This is a genomic window from Bremerella cremea (assembly GCF_003335505.1).
GTDB classification, from domain to species: domain Bacteria; phylum Planctomycetota; class Planctomycetia; order Pirellulales; family Pirellulaceae; genus Bremerella; species Bremerella cremea_A.
Window position 1 is genome coordinate 73,706 of sequence record NZ_QPEX01000046.1, and the last position, 14,879, is coordinate 88,584.

The following is a 14,879-nucleotide window of genomic DNA, read 5'->3' on the forward strand; positions in this document are numbered from 1 at the left end:
TCCTCCTATTACAGCTGAAATAAACGCTGACCTTTCGTTGCGAACGTAAGAATGGCTTTCGCGGAACCAATAAAACGAGCCGATCCAGCAGGTCCATACCTATAGAAAAAGAGCAGTTCCGCTTACAATAGGCAGGCTCGAAAACTCCAAAACGTGAAAAGCCGTAGGATCTTCTCTTGCATACCTTGATCGAAACCAACCAACTTGCCCTGCGGGTTACCGAGTTGGCAGAAGAAGTCCGCGAGGCTTACGGAGACGAGCCGTTGACCGTGCTGGGCGTGATGACCGGCAGCTTAGTGCTGATGGCCGACTTAATTCGCCAGCTTGACATGCCGCTGCGGGTTGGCGTGATGCAGGCCCGCAGCTATCGCGGCACAGCAACCACCGCTGGCGACTTGGCGTTGAACCTAGAGATGATGCCCCAAGTGGCAGGGCAAAACGTACTGATCGTTGACGATATCTTCGATACCGGGCACACGCTGGAAAACGTTTTAGCCGGAATTCGCCAACAGAGCCCGATTTCTGTCCGCTCTTTGGTGCTGCTGAGCAAGTCAGAACGCCATGAGGTGGCAATTCGGCCTGACTTTATCGGCTTTCATATTCCCAACGAGTTCGTTGTGGGTTACGGTTTGGATTATCAAGACCACTACCGCAACCTGCCGTTTGTCGCGGCGTTGGAAGACCACGAGATCGCATCACACGCATGAGTTCGCTTCGCTTGGCCCTGGTTACGCGCCGATTTTGGCCTCTGGTCGGGGGCGCTGAAATGGTCATGGCCAACCTGGCGGAAGAACTCACCCGGCAAGGGCACCAAGTGCAAATTGTTACGGCACAGTGGCACCCGAACTGGCCCAAGCAAATCTCTCATCGCGGCATTCCGGTCATCCGCCTTCCCAATCCATCGCTGCGCGGCTGGGGCACCGTTTGCTACATGATGGCCTTGGGACGCTGGCTGCGAACTCAAGAAAAGGAACTCGACGCCGTCTATGTTTCCATGCTGAAGCATAGTTCGGTGGTGGCCACCTCTCGGCTGAGAAAGAGCAAGGTGCCGGTCATCTTGAGGGCCGAAGGGGCGGGGGACACCGGCGACTGTGCATTTCATGAAACAGCCAACTTTGGTCAGCGCATCCGCCGCAACTGCCAAGCCGCCGACGGCTTTGTCGCGCCCAGCCAGCAAATCTTCGACGAGATGGTCTCGGCCGGGTTCAGCCGCGAAAAGATCCGCTTCATCCCCAACGGCGTGCCAGTGGGACCAGAACGCACACCACAACAACGACGGGCGGCTCGCGTTGCCCTCGCTGCGGCGAATCCAATCCTAACCTTGGCAGAATCGGCCCCCCTGGCGGTCTTCACCGGTCGGCTTCATCCCGGCAAAGGGCTCACGCGGGCCGTGCGAGCCTGGCCCCAGGTGCTGCAGAAGTTCCCCAATGCCCGGCTCTGGATCGTAGGCGAAGGTCCGCAAGAGAGCGAACTGACCGCGATGATCGACGCGATGGGGCTCCAAAGCCGGATCATTCTCCCTGGTGCGTTTGATACCGTCGAAGACGTGCTGGCCGCTGCCGATACGTTCATCCTTCCTTCGCTGCACGAGGGAATGTCGATCGCCCTGCTCGAAGCCATGGCGGCGCGGCTTCCTTGCGTCGTGAGCGATATCCCTGGCAATCGGATTCTCATCCAACCAGAAGAAAACGGCCTTACCTTTCCTGTCGACGACCACAACATGCTTGCAGCCCATCTTGTTCGTGTGATGCAAGACACGCAACTGGCAGCTCGCCTGGGAGAAGCAGCGAGAAGCCGCGTGATTGAGAACTTCAGCCTCCGCCGTAGCACGCTCGATCACGTTGCCTTGTTTGAATCGCTGCGAGAGACCAAACGCTTGACGATGTGATTCTCGATCCGTCTCGCATCGGCCAGTGCCACGCATTACCATAGTGGAGAATTCTGGGCCTTTCTCCACCTCCTTGCTTAGCGACTCACTTGGCCATGAAACGCTTGCTGCTGCTGTTCGGTCCACTGCTTGCCTTGGCAGGTTCGCTTGGTTTGCTGCTGTATGGGTCGGCAATTGGCGAGACTCTGCTCATACTGACTTACCGCCTAGGCACGCCTACTGCTTCTCTGGAAACGATGTTGCTGAACGTGCAGCTCGTAATTCTGTTTGTTTATATGTTGATGGTCGGCTTGCTCTTGGCCGTAGTCGCGCTCCCTTTTCCCGGCCAACCACAATACAGCACAATAACCGGCAAGCTGCTTGGCTGCTTAGCTGGCTTCGTGTTAATGGGGGCAGCTTATCAAGCAGGCAATGTCGTTCTGGGCCTGCAACACGCACTAAAGAATATGAGTACAGACCCCGCCAAGCTGAATCAAGCCGCCCTCCAGCAAATCGTCGATACGGCTTCCAGCGATCTCGAACCAGGAAGCGTTCTCTTTATCGTGGCGTGTGCGTTGCTGCTGGTGACGGGGCTCATCGGTTTTCGCCCAGGAGAGGCCAGGCGGCTGAGCAGTGGTACCAAGATTGTCATCTCGCTACTCTTCGTAACCCTGATCGCCATCGGCATCGTAGGCGCCTCAGGCATCCTTTGGTACACCGTCGATCAGGTCATGTATCTGGTGACCGATATCAACTCACCAGCACCGCCGGCTGTCATTGGTTCGCACCTATCTATCGCGTTTCAAACAGGCGCCGTCCTTTACGCAGGTTTGGGGGGCCTGGGGTTTGTTTGCCTCTTTTCGTATCTCCTAACCCCACGTTTTCGCCGCCAACCCGTCAAGTCCGATCCTGCCGAAATGACTTGAGAGCAGGCCCACCAAAGCTTGCCTTACTCGGCAGTCAGCCCCGGTTTTCGGAGCGAAGTTTGCTCGGCAATGGTGTTCAGAAACACACGCCGGATCGCATCGTATCCCCGATCGTTGGGATCTTCGATGTTGCTGTAGAACCAGTAATAGGGATCTTCGGCAACATAGGTCGCTCGCCAGAATTGGCGACAATGCGATCCGTGCCCCAGAAAAGTTTCATGCAACGGAACCAGGTGAACATTGTCTCGCTTGGCGATTACCTTTCGGATTGCTTCGTTGTACTCGCCATGAATTGCCAGCGCATCGGGCCAATCAGGTAAGAAGACACTCGGCGCGTCGCCGACACCGTCGGTTGGATCGTAAATATCCGCCAGATAGATCTCGCATCCCCCTGGAAACTTTGCCTCGATCTTATCGAGCATCTCGTCCAGACGCAGACGAAACGCTTTAATCCACGGCTCCGCTTCCGCAAGCGTTGCTCCATACATCGCACACTCGCGTGGAGCAGCACGGCCGTAGCTGTGGATCAGATCGTTTCCCCCCGAGGTCATCACCACGATGCCAAAGACATCCGCATCATACGCTGGCAAACGAGACTAGATGGTGGCCAAGTGGTCCTTGGAGGTAGAACCTGAAACCGCAAAGTTCTCCGACTGCAAGTTCGGTAACACCGCAGCGAGAGACTTCCCTTGCATATCGGCGTATTCGTCCGCCGGGTTGGTCAGCATACGATTGAAGAAGGTATGCTCAGGCGAATCGGCTCCCCGCCCCGCCGTAATGCTGTCGCCAATCCCGACGACTTGCACAGTCCGTTCGGTCCAGCCCTTAGCAAACGGCTCGGCTGCTACAGGCGGACCAGCAGGGCCACTGCCGATGGGACGCAGCAGGTAATACTGCACGTAAAATACGGCCGCCCCAATTGCGAGAAGGCCCACCACCGAAATCGCGATCAGCCGCTGCTTGTTCCACTTCTTCATTATTCAGGCAAGTCCGCTAATCGCCGAACCTCAACGGTTCCCTTAGACGCAGGCGGAATTCGGCTGGCAATCTCGATGGCCTCCTGCTCGCTTTCCACATCCAGGATGTAATAGCCTCCTAGCTGCTCGGTCGTTTCAGCAAACGGGCCGGTTGTGACCAACGTCTCGCCATCCCGCACCTGCACACTTTTGGCAGTGGTAACCGATTCAAGCGGAGAGGAAGCGATCCACTTCCCTTGGGCTTCCAACTCCTTACAAATCTCCATCGACTCGCGCATACACGCTTCACGCTGCTCAGGCGTCCAACAAGATTCGGCCCCGTAAACCAACAGCATGTACTTCATGGTTGTCTCTTTGAAAGCTATCCCCAGCCAAGCATTCCCTCCGGCAACCCCGGCAGGAACAAGCTCGATCTTAGTTCAAGGGGCTCTTCACATTCAAGCCGTTGTGGGTTCAACGTTAGAACGCTTTCTAGGGAGCGTTTCCTTTTGCCTGTACCGAAGTGCCTGCGAAGGGAATTTTGGTTGAATGCCGGTCCAACAGCGGTTTCAATTCATAGACATTGGTATAGCCGTAGCTATGCAGCGCATTGAACGAGTGGATATTCAACGAAGCAGCCGAAGCTTTCGGGGCAAATGCAACCGGTTCGTTTTTGAAATTGTTGTTGCAATAAATCACAACCCGCGTTTCTTTCCTCGGAATGATCTTCGCCAAGGTCTCTGCGGTGAAATCAGGTAGCGAAAGATTCACGGCTCCGCGAACATGTAGCAACTTGTACATCGCTTCACTTCGCGCATCGAGCAAAACGGTTTCAGGGTCTTTGATCATCTCGATGAATTGCTCCTCCGAGATCCGCCGCTTCTCCCGCAACTTGCCGACCTCGTCCACCTGACGAATAAATTGCTGGTAATCAATGATCGGGTTCCCTGGATCAGCCGCGATAAGCGAATTACCCACCATCCCAGAAAACACCAAAACGCCTAGCAAAATCACAGTACGCACGAGAAAGACTCCTCTCGCAAAACAGGAGACCCGAAAGACAAATTACTCAGAAAGACGATCGAGCGACCGCGAACGATTCTTGCTTGCAGAAAACCGGCCAAAATCGCCCCCCTCAATGAAGGGTCAAAAGGTCTTCGCCTACTCACACAACACATCCCCAAGCGATATTTGTCAGAAAAAGTCGCAATTGCGTACAACTTTCTCTCCATTCCGTTTCGCCTCTTGCTTTGGCGTCCACGGCTTGTTTTGATGGAATTTGATAGGTTTGCACCCCACCTTGAATTGCGACCTAGCCTTGAACCTCGGAGATCACTTAAATCATGAATCCCACTGAATCGACTCGTCGATCGTTCCTCAAAACTTCCGCTGCCGGTGTCGCCGCGGGCTCGCTTGTAATGCAGCCCCAGAAGGCCCAAGCGGCCGATGCGAACTCGAAGCTAAGAATTGGCTTCGTCGGCGTTGGTGGCCGAGGCTTTGGTGCTCACGTCAAGAGCCTTTCCAAGATCGCCAAAGAAGGCGCCAATATCGAATTGGTTGCCGTGTGCGATGTGTACGATGCCAACCGCAATCGTGCTGCCGACTACATCGAACAAGAGAACGGCGGCAAGGTTGCTCGCTACGTCGACTTCCGCGAGATGTACGCCAAGGAAAACCTGGATGCCGTCAGCATCGGCACCCCAGACCATTGGCACGCCATTCAAGCCATCGAGGCAATGCAGGGGGACATGCACGTCTACTGCGAAAAGCCGATGGTCAAGCAGGTCGAAGAAGCCGTCGAACTGGTCAAAGTTTGGAAAGACTCCGGCAAGGTAATGCAGGTTGGCGTCCAGGGTACAAGTTTACCCGTTTGGGACGCTGCCCGCGAAAAAGTCGACGAAGGAATGCTCGGCAAGATCCTGATGTACCAAACCGAGTACTTCCGCAATTCCGATATCGGTCAGTGGCGGTACTATAAGCTGTCGAAAGACATGAGCCCTAAGACCATCGATTGGAAACGCTTCCTCGGTGTGGAAGAAGGCTTGGCCGAAGATCAGCCGTTCGATCGCGCTGTCTTCGCCCAGTGGCGTCGCTTCTGGGAATTCGGTTCCGGCATGTTTACCGACCTGTTTGTTCACCGCACGACTCAAATGATGAAGGCCACCGGCCTCCGTTATCCGGCCCGCGTGACCGGCAGCGGCGGTTTGTACCTGGAATACGATGGCCGCGAAGTGCCAGACGTGGCGACGGTGGTGGCAGAATTCAACGAAGGGGCTCAAGGCCTTGTCACCGCCACGATGGCCGCTTCCGAAACACCGGTCCAGCAGTTGATTCGCGGTCACTTCGGCTCGATTGTCTTCGACGATCCTTCGTTCGACCAATTCTCGTTCGTGCCCGAACGACCTCAGGTCACGCACATCAGTCCCACCGAATTGCCTTACGAAAAGCAGGTGATTCGTCCTGAAAAGCGTGCTCCGAAAGATCAAACCAAGGCCCACTTCGAGAACTGGATCAAAGCCATCGAAGACAACACGCCAGAAACGTGTAACAACCCGCCAGATCTGGGTGCGGCTGCAATTGTGCTGGTCAACCTGGGCGCGCGGAGCTACCGCGAAGGTAAGATCTATCGCTTTGACGACCAGACGATGGAAATCAGCGAAGCCGACGGCTCGTGGTCGAAGCAGTGGGAAAAGCGTTCCAAGGAACGTGGTTCCGCGTCGCACGTGGCCGGCTGGAACGCCGGCGACAAGGGTTCGACCATCCAAAACCCCGACTACCAAAGCCTGGAAGGGCCTTGGATCGACGGCAAAGACCCTGCATCTTAATGCCTGGGCTTTCTCAGCTTTAAACGAAAACGGCACCTCAATTGAGGTGCCGTTTTTTCGTGAGGCAAGCGACCACTCGTTGGCATTCAGGCCATATTTTATTTCCACTGAATTCGCGAATCCGCTAAGTTAGGAGACATCCCACCTATTGCCTGCATCCCTTGAGGGGAACCATTCGCATGTCACTACTCCGCTGCTTGCCTTGTCTTTTCGCGTTGACGTTTACTGCATCTCTCTTCGCGGAAGATCTTTCCTTGACACTTCGCTATCAGCAGCAAACCGCGTCTGATAGTGGTCGTTTCCACCAGCTCACACGCCAGGAAACGTGGAAGCCTGAGCAAACGGCGATCATTGTTTGTGATATGTGGGATCTGCACAGCTGCGAGAGTGCGGTACTGCGTGGGCAAGAGTTTGCCCCTCGCTTGAACGATGTTCTTACCAAAGCGCGTCAGCAAGGGGTTACCATCATCCATGCTCCTAGCGGATGCATGAAATACTATGCAGAACACCCAGCCAGGCAGCGGGCCCAACAGACGCTTCCAGCCACCGATATCCCAGAGGGGATCACTTCGTGGTGCTACCAGATTCCTGCCGAAGAAAAGGGCGTCTATCCGGTCGACCAATCCGACGGCGGCAACGACGACACACCCCAGCAGCACGCCAAGTGGGCTCAAGAAATGGAATCGCGCGGACTCAACCCACGCTCGCCTTGGACTCGCCAAACCGAGCTACTGACGATCGATCCGGACAAGGATTACATCAGCGACCAGGGAGACGAAGTCTGGAGCATCTTGGCCGCAGGCAAAATCGACAACGTCATCCTCGCTGGCGTTCACACCAATATGTGCGTCCTGGGCCGCCCCTTTGGCCTGCGCCAACTTGCCAAGAACGGTAAGAACGTCGTGCTGATGCGCGACATGACCGATACGATGTACAACCCCAAGTCCTGGCCTTTCGTCAGCCACTTTACGGGGACCGACCTTATCGTTTCGCATATCGAAAAGTTTGTCTGTCCCACGGTGACCAGCGATCAATTTCTTGGTGGCCAGCCGTTTCGCTTTAAAGAGGATGATCGCCCGCACGTCGTGCTTGTGATGGCCGAAGACGAATACGAAACCAACCAAACACTACCAGAGTTTGCTGCGGCCTATCTCGGTAAGGACTTCCGCGTGAGCTATGCGTTTGGCAGTGCGACCGAGCGGAATGATATCCCCGGGCTCGCCCAGGCACTCGAATCTGCCGATGTCGTTCTGCTAAGTGTTCGCCGCCGAGCGTTACCTACCGCGCAGATGGAAGCCTTGCGGAAGTTCGTCGCAGCCGGCAAACCAGTCATCGGCATCCGTACGGCATGCCATGCGTTCAGCTTGCATGGGGAAGATCCGCCAGCCGGAACGCAAACGTGGGAAAAGTTCGATCCGGAAGTCTTCGGTGGCAATTATCACGGCCATCACAACAACCGGCTCATCTCCCAAATCGAACCGATTGCACCAGGGAAAAAGCATCCCATCTTAACCGGCCTCCCCCGAGACACCTTCCAACAACAAGGGTCGCTCTACAAGACGGCCCCATTACAAAAGGAAGCTCAGGTTCTCTTGACGGGTAAAATCGGTGGCCAACCGACCGAGCCGGTCGCGTGGACCTTTCAGCGGGCTAACGGCGGACGCTCGTTCTTCACTTCGCTCGGGCACACAACCGACTTTGCGAATCCCTCGTTCCAACGCATGCTGCTCAACAGCGTTTACTGGGCAGCCGGTGTGGACGTACCAGAGAAATTCGACCTTACCAAGCCAACGCCGCCGCAGAAGAAGATTTAAAATAGCAGCTTAAATTAGGCGATCGCTCGCCCCTTATAGATCATTCCATTTCCGCCAATACTTGATTGGGCCGAGACCAGGCTACCCGCGCGAGCAGAGTGTTGCCGCGAGCCTCGTGCTTGGGCAACCACTCGCCGACGGTAATCCACGACTCTTCCGGGGAAGCGTTCACCACGTGAAAGTTGCCCATCAACGCGACTTCGTTCGGGGCATTCACCCCATCGCCGACCAGGGGCAACGCCACGCGTTCGGTTTCTTTCAACAGCACGCGTCGCTCGGGATCGACCTGACACACGAACAAGGGAGAACGCCAGCGCATGACGGCACGATTGTTTTGAGCCTTGCGGGTGTAAACCAAATACAGGGCGTCGGAATGGGTCAACCAATGCTGCTGCGTGGTCGACATCGCCAACGGTTGACCGTTATCGAAGCTCCACGGCTGCTTAGCTTCCCAGTTCAGGCCATCGTCGCTGACTGAAACGTATCCATGGTCGTCTTCGGCTCGGATAGTCATGTAGTAGCGGCCTTGGAACTGCGTGAGCGATGGCTCCAATAGCCCTCGCTTCACCTTGTTCTCGAGCGGTGGGCCGACTTCTTTCACCGTTAATGCCTTCCCATCGAAAGCACAACGCACGGCAGCCACCATGCGGTGATTGGGACTGGAACCAAAGGTAAACGCCAGCAAGATGTCGCCATCGGGCAGGACCACGCGTTGTCCACAGTTGTTCGTATAGATATGGCTACCGCGCGGGTCATCCCACTCTAGCTTCTTGCGTTCGCTCCAAGTTCCATCGGCCGCGCGAACGCAATACATCGGGAACCGCGATAACTGATCGCCACGCGAGAACTTCGGCCCGCGATAGTAAACACAATGCCCCACTGCCAACGTCGTGTCGGTTGGCGGATGATATTGCGGCACGACATCACACACACCTTCTTCGAGGCCCTTGTGCCCGGCAACCGGTCGGCGATCGAAACCGGGGATCAGCGTCGGCTCGGACCAGGTTTTTCCGTTGTCTGCGGTTGATGTCCAATGCACCGGTCCAAAATAATCGGAACCGCTAATCGGTTGCATCGTCATCAACACCAAGGGCTTGTCTCCCTTTCGCGGAACCAAACAGGCCCGCGGATGAAACCAGGTGATCGACTTACCGTCCCGATTCTTCCACAGCGTCTCACGCTCGATACTGCGAATCAAATCGGGAGAAGTCGCGGCCCAGCTTGGCGACACGGGCAACGCCAAAGCGGCTGTGCCTGCGAGAAATCTGCGGCGAGAAAGGGAGTAGCGAGGGAACATTTAGGAAGGTCCTAGCGGTGGGAATCGTGGGTGGGATATCTGCGAAGGTAATGGAAGCCCTAGCAGGCAGGAAGATCGCTAAACAAAAAGGGGGCACATTTCTGTGCCCCGATCGTTGTTCTTAAATTGTTTGTCCTAGCCAAGGGGCTCTACATATCGAAGATACTCTTCGCCTCGCCAGGAGCTTCTGCTTCTTGCTCGTCCTTTTTCTTCTGGCGACTCTTACGACGGGCCTCTTTCGGATCTTCGGGGGCTGCGAACGGCTTGGAGGCTTCGATTTCGACCTCACCTTTCATGGTGCCTTGGTTCTCGGTGGTATACCACACCGTGCCACTGACCTTGTCACCAATTTGAATCAGACTTGGCTCGTGCAGCTCAACTTTCACCTTGGCGTCTTCGGCGACTTCGACCAATACTTTGGTTCGCCCCGCAGCGACGTTCCAACGACCATCGCGGGCAATACTGGTCAGTCGTCCGACAACCGTAACCTTGGCCGTTTCTTCCGTTGACTTGCTGCCGCTATCCTCCCCCTGCGTCGGCAACGCCCCTGCTTCGGTCACCCCCATGACAATACTTGGGCCTGGGGCAAAGACGCTGACTTCCTGAACGGCTTCCTGGCCGATTCCTTTTTTGTCGACCGTGGCATCGAAGGTCACCAGCATCCCTTGTCGGACCCATCCTTTCTCTGCCTCGCCCCGAATGGTGATTTCGTTCGGCTTCGACTCGACCAGGATCACCCAGTCTTGGCCTCCTTGGTCTGGTGTTAGCTTGATGTACTTTCCCTTGGCATCAGACAGCTTCCCCGAGATCTCTTTCCGTTCCGGCTTATTCTGGGCAGGGGCGCCAGGCTGTTGAGCCCAAAGCGAAGTTCCCAGCAGAAGCGTGGTTAGCACACACGATACGACTAGCGAGGTGGGTTGGCGAAGCATAGCAATCCTGGTTAGCACCAATTGGGGAGAAGCAGAGGGGCAATAACCGTCAAGAATAACTGTCACAAGCTGGAATTGCCAGTTTTTTCAAAAAGAAGACTCTCTTTGCCTTTCGTCACTTTAACTCCACCGCAGGTGAATAATCACGGGTCTCTAAGGCGAAAAACTACGAACGGTTCCCCTTCTGCCGGTTGTCCCCATGTCAGGTTACCGCGAAAATAAGCGCTGACAGGTTCCAAGACTTGCACTGAAAGCGCCCCAAATCATGTCCACGCAACCCGCTAAGAGCACCCGGCTAACCGTTCCTCAGTTTGTCGCCCGCAAGTCGGAAGGCAAGAAGCTATCGGTCCTCACAGCTTACGACTACCCTACGGCCCGTCTCATCGATGAGGCCGGTATCGACGCCATTTTGGTGGGCGATACCTTATCGATGGTCGTCCAAGGGCACGATTCGACGATACCTGTGACGCTGGACGAGATGATCTATCACGCCAAGATGGTCACGCGGGCCGTTGCCAATGCGTTGGTTATTGTCGACATGCCGTTCCCTTCCAATTTGCTGGGTGTGCATGAAGCGATTCGTAACGCCGGTCGCATCCTTAAAGAGACCGGTGCCCAGGCCGTCAAGCTGGAAGGTGGGGCCGATCAGGCCGAAGTGATTTCTGGCTTAGTTAACGCCGGCATCCCGGTTATGGCGCACATCGGCTTGCGGCCGCAACTGGTTCACCAGATGGGTGGCTACAAAGTCCAACGCGACCACGAGCGCCTGATGAACGATGCTCAAGCGGCAGCCGACGCTGGTGCGTTTAGCATTGTGCTGGAATGTATTCCGCAAGAATACGCCGCTGAAATCACCAAGCTCATTCCTATTCCCACCATTGGGATTGGCGCTGGGGCTTCGTGCGACGGACAAGTCTTGGTGATGCACGACATGCTGGGGCTCACCTCGGGGCATGTCCCCCGCTTCGTGAAGCAATACGCCAATATTCGCGAATCGATCTCAAATGCCGTCCGCCAATATTGCGAAGAAGTTCAAGCGGGCGACTTCCCTGGCCCCGAACATTCGTTTCGTTAAAGCTAAACGTCGCAGTTGACAATGCGGCAGCCCTCTGGGCAATAAGGAGCCAAGACAATGGCCAATCGACTAGAGCATGAAACAAGCCCCTACTTGTTACAACACGCCAACAATCCGGTCGATTGGTTTCCCTGGGGGGCGGAAGCGCTGGAGGTTGCGCGGGATCAACAAAAGCCGATCTTTCTGTCGATCGGTTACTCGGCATGCCATTGGTGCCACGTAATGGAACACGAAAGCTTTGAGTCGCAGGAGATCGCAGACTATTTGAATGCGAATTTCGTCTGCATCAAAGTCGATCGAGAAGAACGGCCTGATCTCGATCAGATTTACATGAACGCCGTACAACTGCTTACTGGGCACGGAGGCTGGCCGATGTCGGTCTTTCTCACGCCGGAGCTCAAACCGTTTTTCGGCGGCACTTACTGGCCACCAACGGCAAGCCGCGGCATGCCTGGCTTCGATCAAGTTTTGCGGGCCGTAGTCGACGCCTGGACCAATCGCCGCGAGATGGCCCTGCAGCAATCGCAGATTCTAACCGAGCGTTTGCAGAGCATTGGTGCCGGCACCACCGAAACAGCCGAGATCGCACCAGGACGGGTCGATATGGCGGTCAAACAAATGGAACAATCGTTCGATGAACGAAACGGAGGCTTCGGCCAAGCCCCTAAGTTCCCGCATACGATGAATGTCGACTTGCTGCTACGACACTACGTCGAAACGCAAAACGACCATTCGCTGAAAATGGTGCTTACCACCCTCAATAAGATGGCGATGGGTGGGATCTACGATCATTTAGGAGGTGGGTTCGCCCGGTATAGTGTCGACGCGAAATGGCTCGTTCCTCATTTCGAGAAAATGCTGTACGACAATGCCTTGCTGGTGAGCAACTATGTCGATGCCTTTCGGCTGACCAAGTTTCCTCGGTACGCCCAAGTTGTGCGAGAAACGTGCGACTACATCTTACGAGACATGACCGACGAACTGGGCGGTTTCCATAGCACCGAAGATGCCGATAGCGAAGGCGAAGAGGGAAAGTTCTATGTCTGGACACCGCACGAAATTCACAAGTTGCTCGGCGACGAGACGGTAGCTCAACGTTTCTGTGCGGTGTACGACGTAACCGAGTCAGGCAACTTCGAGGGGCAGAGCATTCTCAACCTCAAGCAGCCTCTCGCGCAATTCGCTGAGTTGTTGCAGACTTCCGAGGATGAACTCGCCGAAGAGATGGCCAACGCTCGCCAAGTGCTGTTCAACGCACGCTGCGATCGAATTCGGCCAGGAAAGGACGATAAAATCCTCACCAGCTGGAATGGGCTGATGATCGAAGCGTTTGCCAAAGCAGGGGCAGCGCTCGATGAACCTCGTTATCTGGAAGCCGCCAAGAAAGCAGCGCGATTCGTGCTTGAAAAAATGACCGACTCCAACGGTCGTTTGCTGCACACCTATCGCCATGGCCAAGCCAAGCTTCCTGCTTACCTGGACGACTACAGCTACTTAGCTTCCGGCATGTTCGCATTGTATGAAGCAACCTTCGAGGCAACCTGGCTGGAAGAGTGCGAACGTTTGACACAAGTGGCAATTGAGCACTTTTACGACCAGGACGGGGGCGGGTTCTTCTACACGGCAGACGATCACGAAGCCCTGATCGCGCGAAACAAGGACTTCTACGACAACAGTATCCCCAGCGGCAACGGCATGGCCGCGTTGGTTTTGGCCAAGCTGGGCAAACTGGTTGGCAATACCGAATACCTTCGCCTCGCCGAAGCGACGGTGGCTGCCGGAGCGGATGTGCTTGAGAAACATCCCATTGCGGCAGGACAGCTATTGATTGCTTACGACTTTTTGCAAAGCTCGACCGAGCAAGTTGTGCTCGCCGCCGAGCAGGACGATCCTTCTTTGCCGCAGCTGATCTGTCAACTTCAAACCCAATATCGCCCCCGCACCCTGCTGGCCGTTCATATCGGGCAATCGCAGCCCAGCCCGCTATTACAGCCACTGCTTGCCGAGAAAACACCTCTCAATGGCGAGGCGACCGTGTACGCCTGCGAGAATTTCCACTGCCAAGCCCCAGTTTCCGCTACGAGCTACCTGGCACAGTAGGCCATCAATAGCACAGCAACGTAGGCTATGGTTTAATGGCCGTAGTGATAAGTTCACACCTAATTCTCAACGAACTATCAACGCACAGAATGAGGAATCAAGAGATGATGCGATTATTCGGACTCCTGTTGGTCACCGGAATCGTTTGCCTTGGCTGCAAACCGCCTGCTGGTGATGTCGAAAATAGTAGCAAGACCGAGACGAACACAACAACCGCTCCCGCTGCTACGAATGACACGCTTCCCCCTCCGAGCGAAGCAGTAAAACCAGCTGAAACGGTGAAACCTGCGGAAGCGGAAAAGGCCCCAGAAGCCCCAGCCGCAGAACCGGCTCCGATGAAAGAGATGCCGGCAGAAGAACCTGCCCCTCCTGCCGAAACGCCCAAGGAAGAACCAAAGGAAGAGCCCAAGCCCGAACCTAAAGCAGAGCCGATGGCCGAAGCAACTTCCGAGGTCAATCCAGAAGAAGCCGCTCAGCCGACTCCTGGCGATGCCGTTGAAGGGCTCTTGGATAACACGCCAGCCAAAGAAGAAGCCCAGCCTGCACCGGAAACAGGCGCGGAAATGAAACAACCGGAAGCAACCGAAACTGTTGCCATGGAAGCAACTGGTCCAGTGGAAGTTACCCTCAGCCCAGACAACACCCTGATTCAGTTTGTTGGCACGCACGTCGGCGACAAGCCCGATCCGCGTACGGGCAATTTTGGTAAATTTAAGGGAACAGCCAAAGCCAATGATGGCAAGCTGACATCCGTGACCGTGGCCATCGAAACGGCATCGTTGGAAACGGAATTTGACAAGCTTACCAACCACCTGAAGAATGCTGACTTCTTCGACGTTCGTCGTCATCCGGAAGCGAAGTTCACCTCGACCAAGATCGAGTACGGCGACGATGGCACCGCCAAGATCACCGGCGACCTAACCTTGCTCGAGAAAACCAAGTCGATCACCTTCCCAGCCAAGGTCACCGTCGGCAAAGACGTGAAGTTGAACGCAGAGTTCGTTATCGATCGTCTTGAGTTTGGCATGGACTACAGCCCAGATAAGGTCCACAAAGACGTGACCATGACCATCAAAGTTGGTAAGTAAGC

At 55.4% G+C, this 14,879-nt stretch carries 14 protein-coding genes; 8 read left to right on the forward strand and 6 right to left on the reverse strand.

The window, feature by feature from the left end; all coding sequences use genetic code 11:
- Positions 1 to 176 precede the first annotated feature (176 nt).
- The 3 genes from hpt (at position 177) to DTL42_RS24085 (ending at position 2,793) form a co-directional block, all read left to right on the forward strand.
- A complete protein-coding gene (hpt, locus tag DTL42_RS24075) occupies positions 177 to 707 on the forward strand; it encodes a hypoxanthine phosphoribosyltransferase (RefSeq protein ID WP_114373108.1) in 531 nt (176 codons plus the stop codon).
- Positions 704 to 1,888 carry a glycosyltransferase family 4 protein gene (locus tag DTL42_RS24080; RefSeq protein WP_114373110.1) on the forward strand — a complete coding sequence of 395 codons (1,185 nt, stop codon included), beginning with the start codon at positions 704 to 706 and terminating at the stop codon, positions 1,886 to 1,888. Before hpt ends, DTL42_RS24080 begins: the two co-directional genes overlap by 4 nt.
- A 95-nt stretch (positions 1,889 to 1,983) precedes the next feature.
- Complete coding sequence (locus DTL42_RS24085; RefSeq protein WP_114373112.1) at positions 1,984 to 2,793, forward strand: hypothetical protein; 810 nt, start codon at positions 1,984 to 1,986, stop codon at positions 2,791 to 2,793.
- A gap of 23 nt (positions 2,794 to 2,816) precedes the next feature.
- On the opposite strand, the gene DTL42_RS26890 is transcribed toward DTL42_RS24085, so the two are convergent.
- The 4 genes from DTL42_RS26890 to DTL42_RS24100 all read right to left on the reverse strand — a co-directional run bounded on the left by DTL42_RS26890 (position 2,817) and on the right by DTL42_RS24100 (position 4,772).
- Positions 2,817 to 3,383 (reverse strand): SGNH/GDSL hydrolase family protein, encoded by a 567-nt coding sequence (locus DTL42_RS26890; RefSeq protein ID WP_234824349.1) that lies wholly within the window; start codon positions 3,381 to 3,383, stop codon positions 2,817 to 2,819.
- A 6-nt stretch (positions 3,384 to 3,389) separates the two neighbouring features.
- On the reverse strand, positions 3,390 to 3,770 hold the full coding sequence (locus DTL42_RS26895; RefSeq protein WP_234824350.1) for an SGNH/GDSL hydrolase family protein: 381 nt from the start codon (positions 3,768 to 3,770) through the stop codon (positions 3,390 to 3,392).
- Positions 3,770 to 4,114, reverse strand: coding sequence for a YciI family protein (locus DTL42_RS24095; RefSeq protein WP_114373114.1), 345 nt, complete (start codon positions 4,112 to 4,114; stop codon positions 3,770 to 3,772). The genes DTL42_RS26895 and DTL42_RS24095 overlap by 1 nt, the downstream gene beginning before the upstream one ends.
- A gap of 127 nt (positions 4,115 to 4,241) precedes the next feature.
- Entirely contained in the window at positions 4,242 to 4,772 is a 531-nt protein-coding gene (locus tag DTL42_RS24100; protein WP_199590213.1) for a rhodanese-like domain-containing protein, read from the reverse strand.
- Positions 4,773 to 5,092: 320 nt separating this feature from the next.
- Here DTL42_RS24100 and DTL42_RS24105 point away from each other — a divergent pair, with 320 nt between their 5' ends.
- Positions 5,093 to 6,574 carry a Gfo/Idh/MocA family oxidoreductase gene (locus tag DTL42_RS24105; RefSeq protein ID WP_114373116.1) on the forward strand — a complete coding sequence of 494 codons (1,482 nt, stop codon included), beginning with the start codon at positions 5,093 to 5,095 and terminating at the stop codon, positions 6,572 to 6,574.
- Positions 6,575 to 6,753: 179 nt separating this feature from the next.
- Positions 6,754 to 8,388, forward strand: a complete 1,635-nt coding sequence (locus tag DTL42_RS24110; RefSeq protein WP_114373118.1) for an isochorismatase family protein — start codon at positions 6,754 to 6,756, stop codon at positions 8,386 to 8,388.
- Positions 8,389 to 8,428: 40 nt separating this feature from the next.
- Here DTL42_RS24110 and DTL42_RS24115 read toward each other — a convergent pair whose 3' ends face one another.
- Both DTL42_RS24115 and DTL42_RS24120 read right to left on the reverse strand, forming a co-directional pair.
- The gene (locus tag DTL42_RS24115) at positions 8,429 to 9,685 is read right to left on the reverse strand and encodes a sialidase family protein (RefSeq protein ID WP_114373120.1); all 1,257 of its coding nucleotides are present in this window, start codon (positions 9,683 to 9,685) and stop codon (positions 8,429 to 8,431) included.
- A gap of 149 nt (positions 9,686 to 9,834) precedes the next feature.
- Positions 9,835 to 10,614 carry a hypothetical protein gene (locus tag DTL42_RS24120; protein ID WP_114373122.1) on the reverse strand — a complete coding sequence of 260 codons (780 nt, stop codon included), beginning with the start codon at positions 10,612 to 10,614 and terminating at the stop codon, positions 9,835 to 9,837.
- Positions 10,615 to 10,879: 265 nt separating this feature from the next.
- On the opposite strand from DTL42_RS24120, the gene panB reads away from it, so the two are divergent.
- From panB to DTL42_RS24135, 3 genes are all read left to right on the forward strand, one after another.
- Positions 10,880 to 11,689: a 3-methyl-2-oxobutanoate hydroxymethyltransferase gene (panB, locus tag DTL42_RS24125; protein ID WP_114373124.1), complete on the forward strand. Its 810-nt coding sequence runs from the start codon at positions 10,880 to 10,882 to the stop codon at positions 11,687 to 11,689.
- Positions 11,690 to 11,746: 57 nt separating this feature from the next.
- Positions 11,747 to 13,789 (forward strand): thioredoxin domain-containing protein, encoded by a 2,043-nt coding sequence (locus DTL42_RS24130; protein WP_114373126.1) that lies wholly within the window; start codon positions 11,747 to 11,749, stop codon positions 13,787 to 13,789.
- Between the two features lie 104 nt (positions 13,790 to 13,893).
- A complete protein-coding gene (locus tag DTL42_RS24135) occupies positions 13,894 to 14,877 on the forward strand; it encodes a YceI family protein (RefSeq protein WP_114373128.1) in 984 nt (327 codons plus the stop codon).
- Positions 14,878 to 14,879 lie beyond the last annotated feature (2 nt).

Excerpts from the sequence above, each read along its gene's own strand:
- DTL42_RS24080 (WP_114373110.1), top strand. The coding sequence starts at position 704 with ATGAGTTCGCTTCGCTTGGCCCTGGTTACGCGCCGATTTTGGCCTCTG.
- DTL42_RS24085 (WP_114373112.1), top strand. The coding sequence starts at position 1,984 with ATGAAACGCTTGCTGCTGCTGTTCGGTCCACTGCTTGCCTTGGCAGGT.
- DTL42_RS26895 (WP_234824350.1), bottom strand. The coding sequence starts at position 3,770 with ATGAAGAAGTGGAACAAGCAGCGGCTGATCGCGATTTCGGTGGTGGGC.
- DTL42_RS24095 (WP_114373114.1), bottom strand. The coding sequence starts at position 4,114 with ATGAAGTACATGCTGTTGGTTTACGGGGCCGAATCTTGTTGGACGCCT.
- DTL42_RS24105 (WP_114373116.1), top strand. The coding sequence starts at position 5,093 with ATGAATCCCACTGAATCGACTCGTCGATCGTTCCTCAAAACTTCCGCT.
- DTL42_RS24110 (WP_114373118.1), top strand. The coding sequence starts at position 6,754 with ATGTCACTACTCCGCTGCTTGCCTTGTCTTTTCGCGTTGACGTTTACT.
- DTL42_RS24115 (WP_114373120.1), bottom strand. The coding sequence starts at position 9,685 with ATGTTCCCTCGCTACTCCCTTTCTCGCCGCAGATTTCTCGCAGGCACA.
- DTL42_RS24120 (WP_114373122.1), bottom strand. The coding sequence starts at position 10,614 with ATGCTTCGCCAACCCACCTCGCTAGTCGTATCGTGTGTGCTAACCACG.
- panB (WP_114373124.1), top strand. The coding sequence starts at position 10,880 with ATGTCCACGCAACCCGCTAAGAGCACCCGGCTAACCGTTCCTCAGTTT.
- DTL42_RS24130 (WP_114373126.1), top strand. The coding sequence starts at position 11,747 with ATGGCCAATCGACTAGAGCATGAAACAAGCCCCTACTTGTTACAACAC.
- DTL42_RS24135 (WP_114373128.1), top strand. The coding sequence starts at position 13,894 with ATGATGCGATTATTCGGACTCCTGTTGGTCACCGGAATCGTTTGCCTT.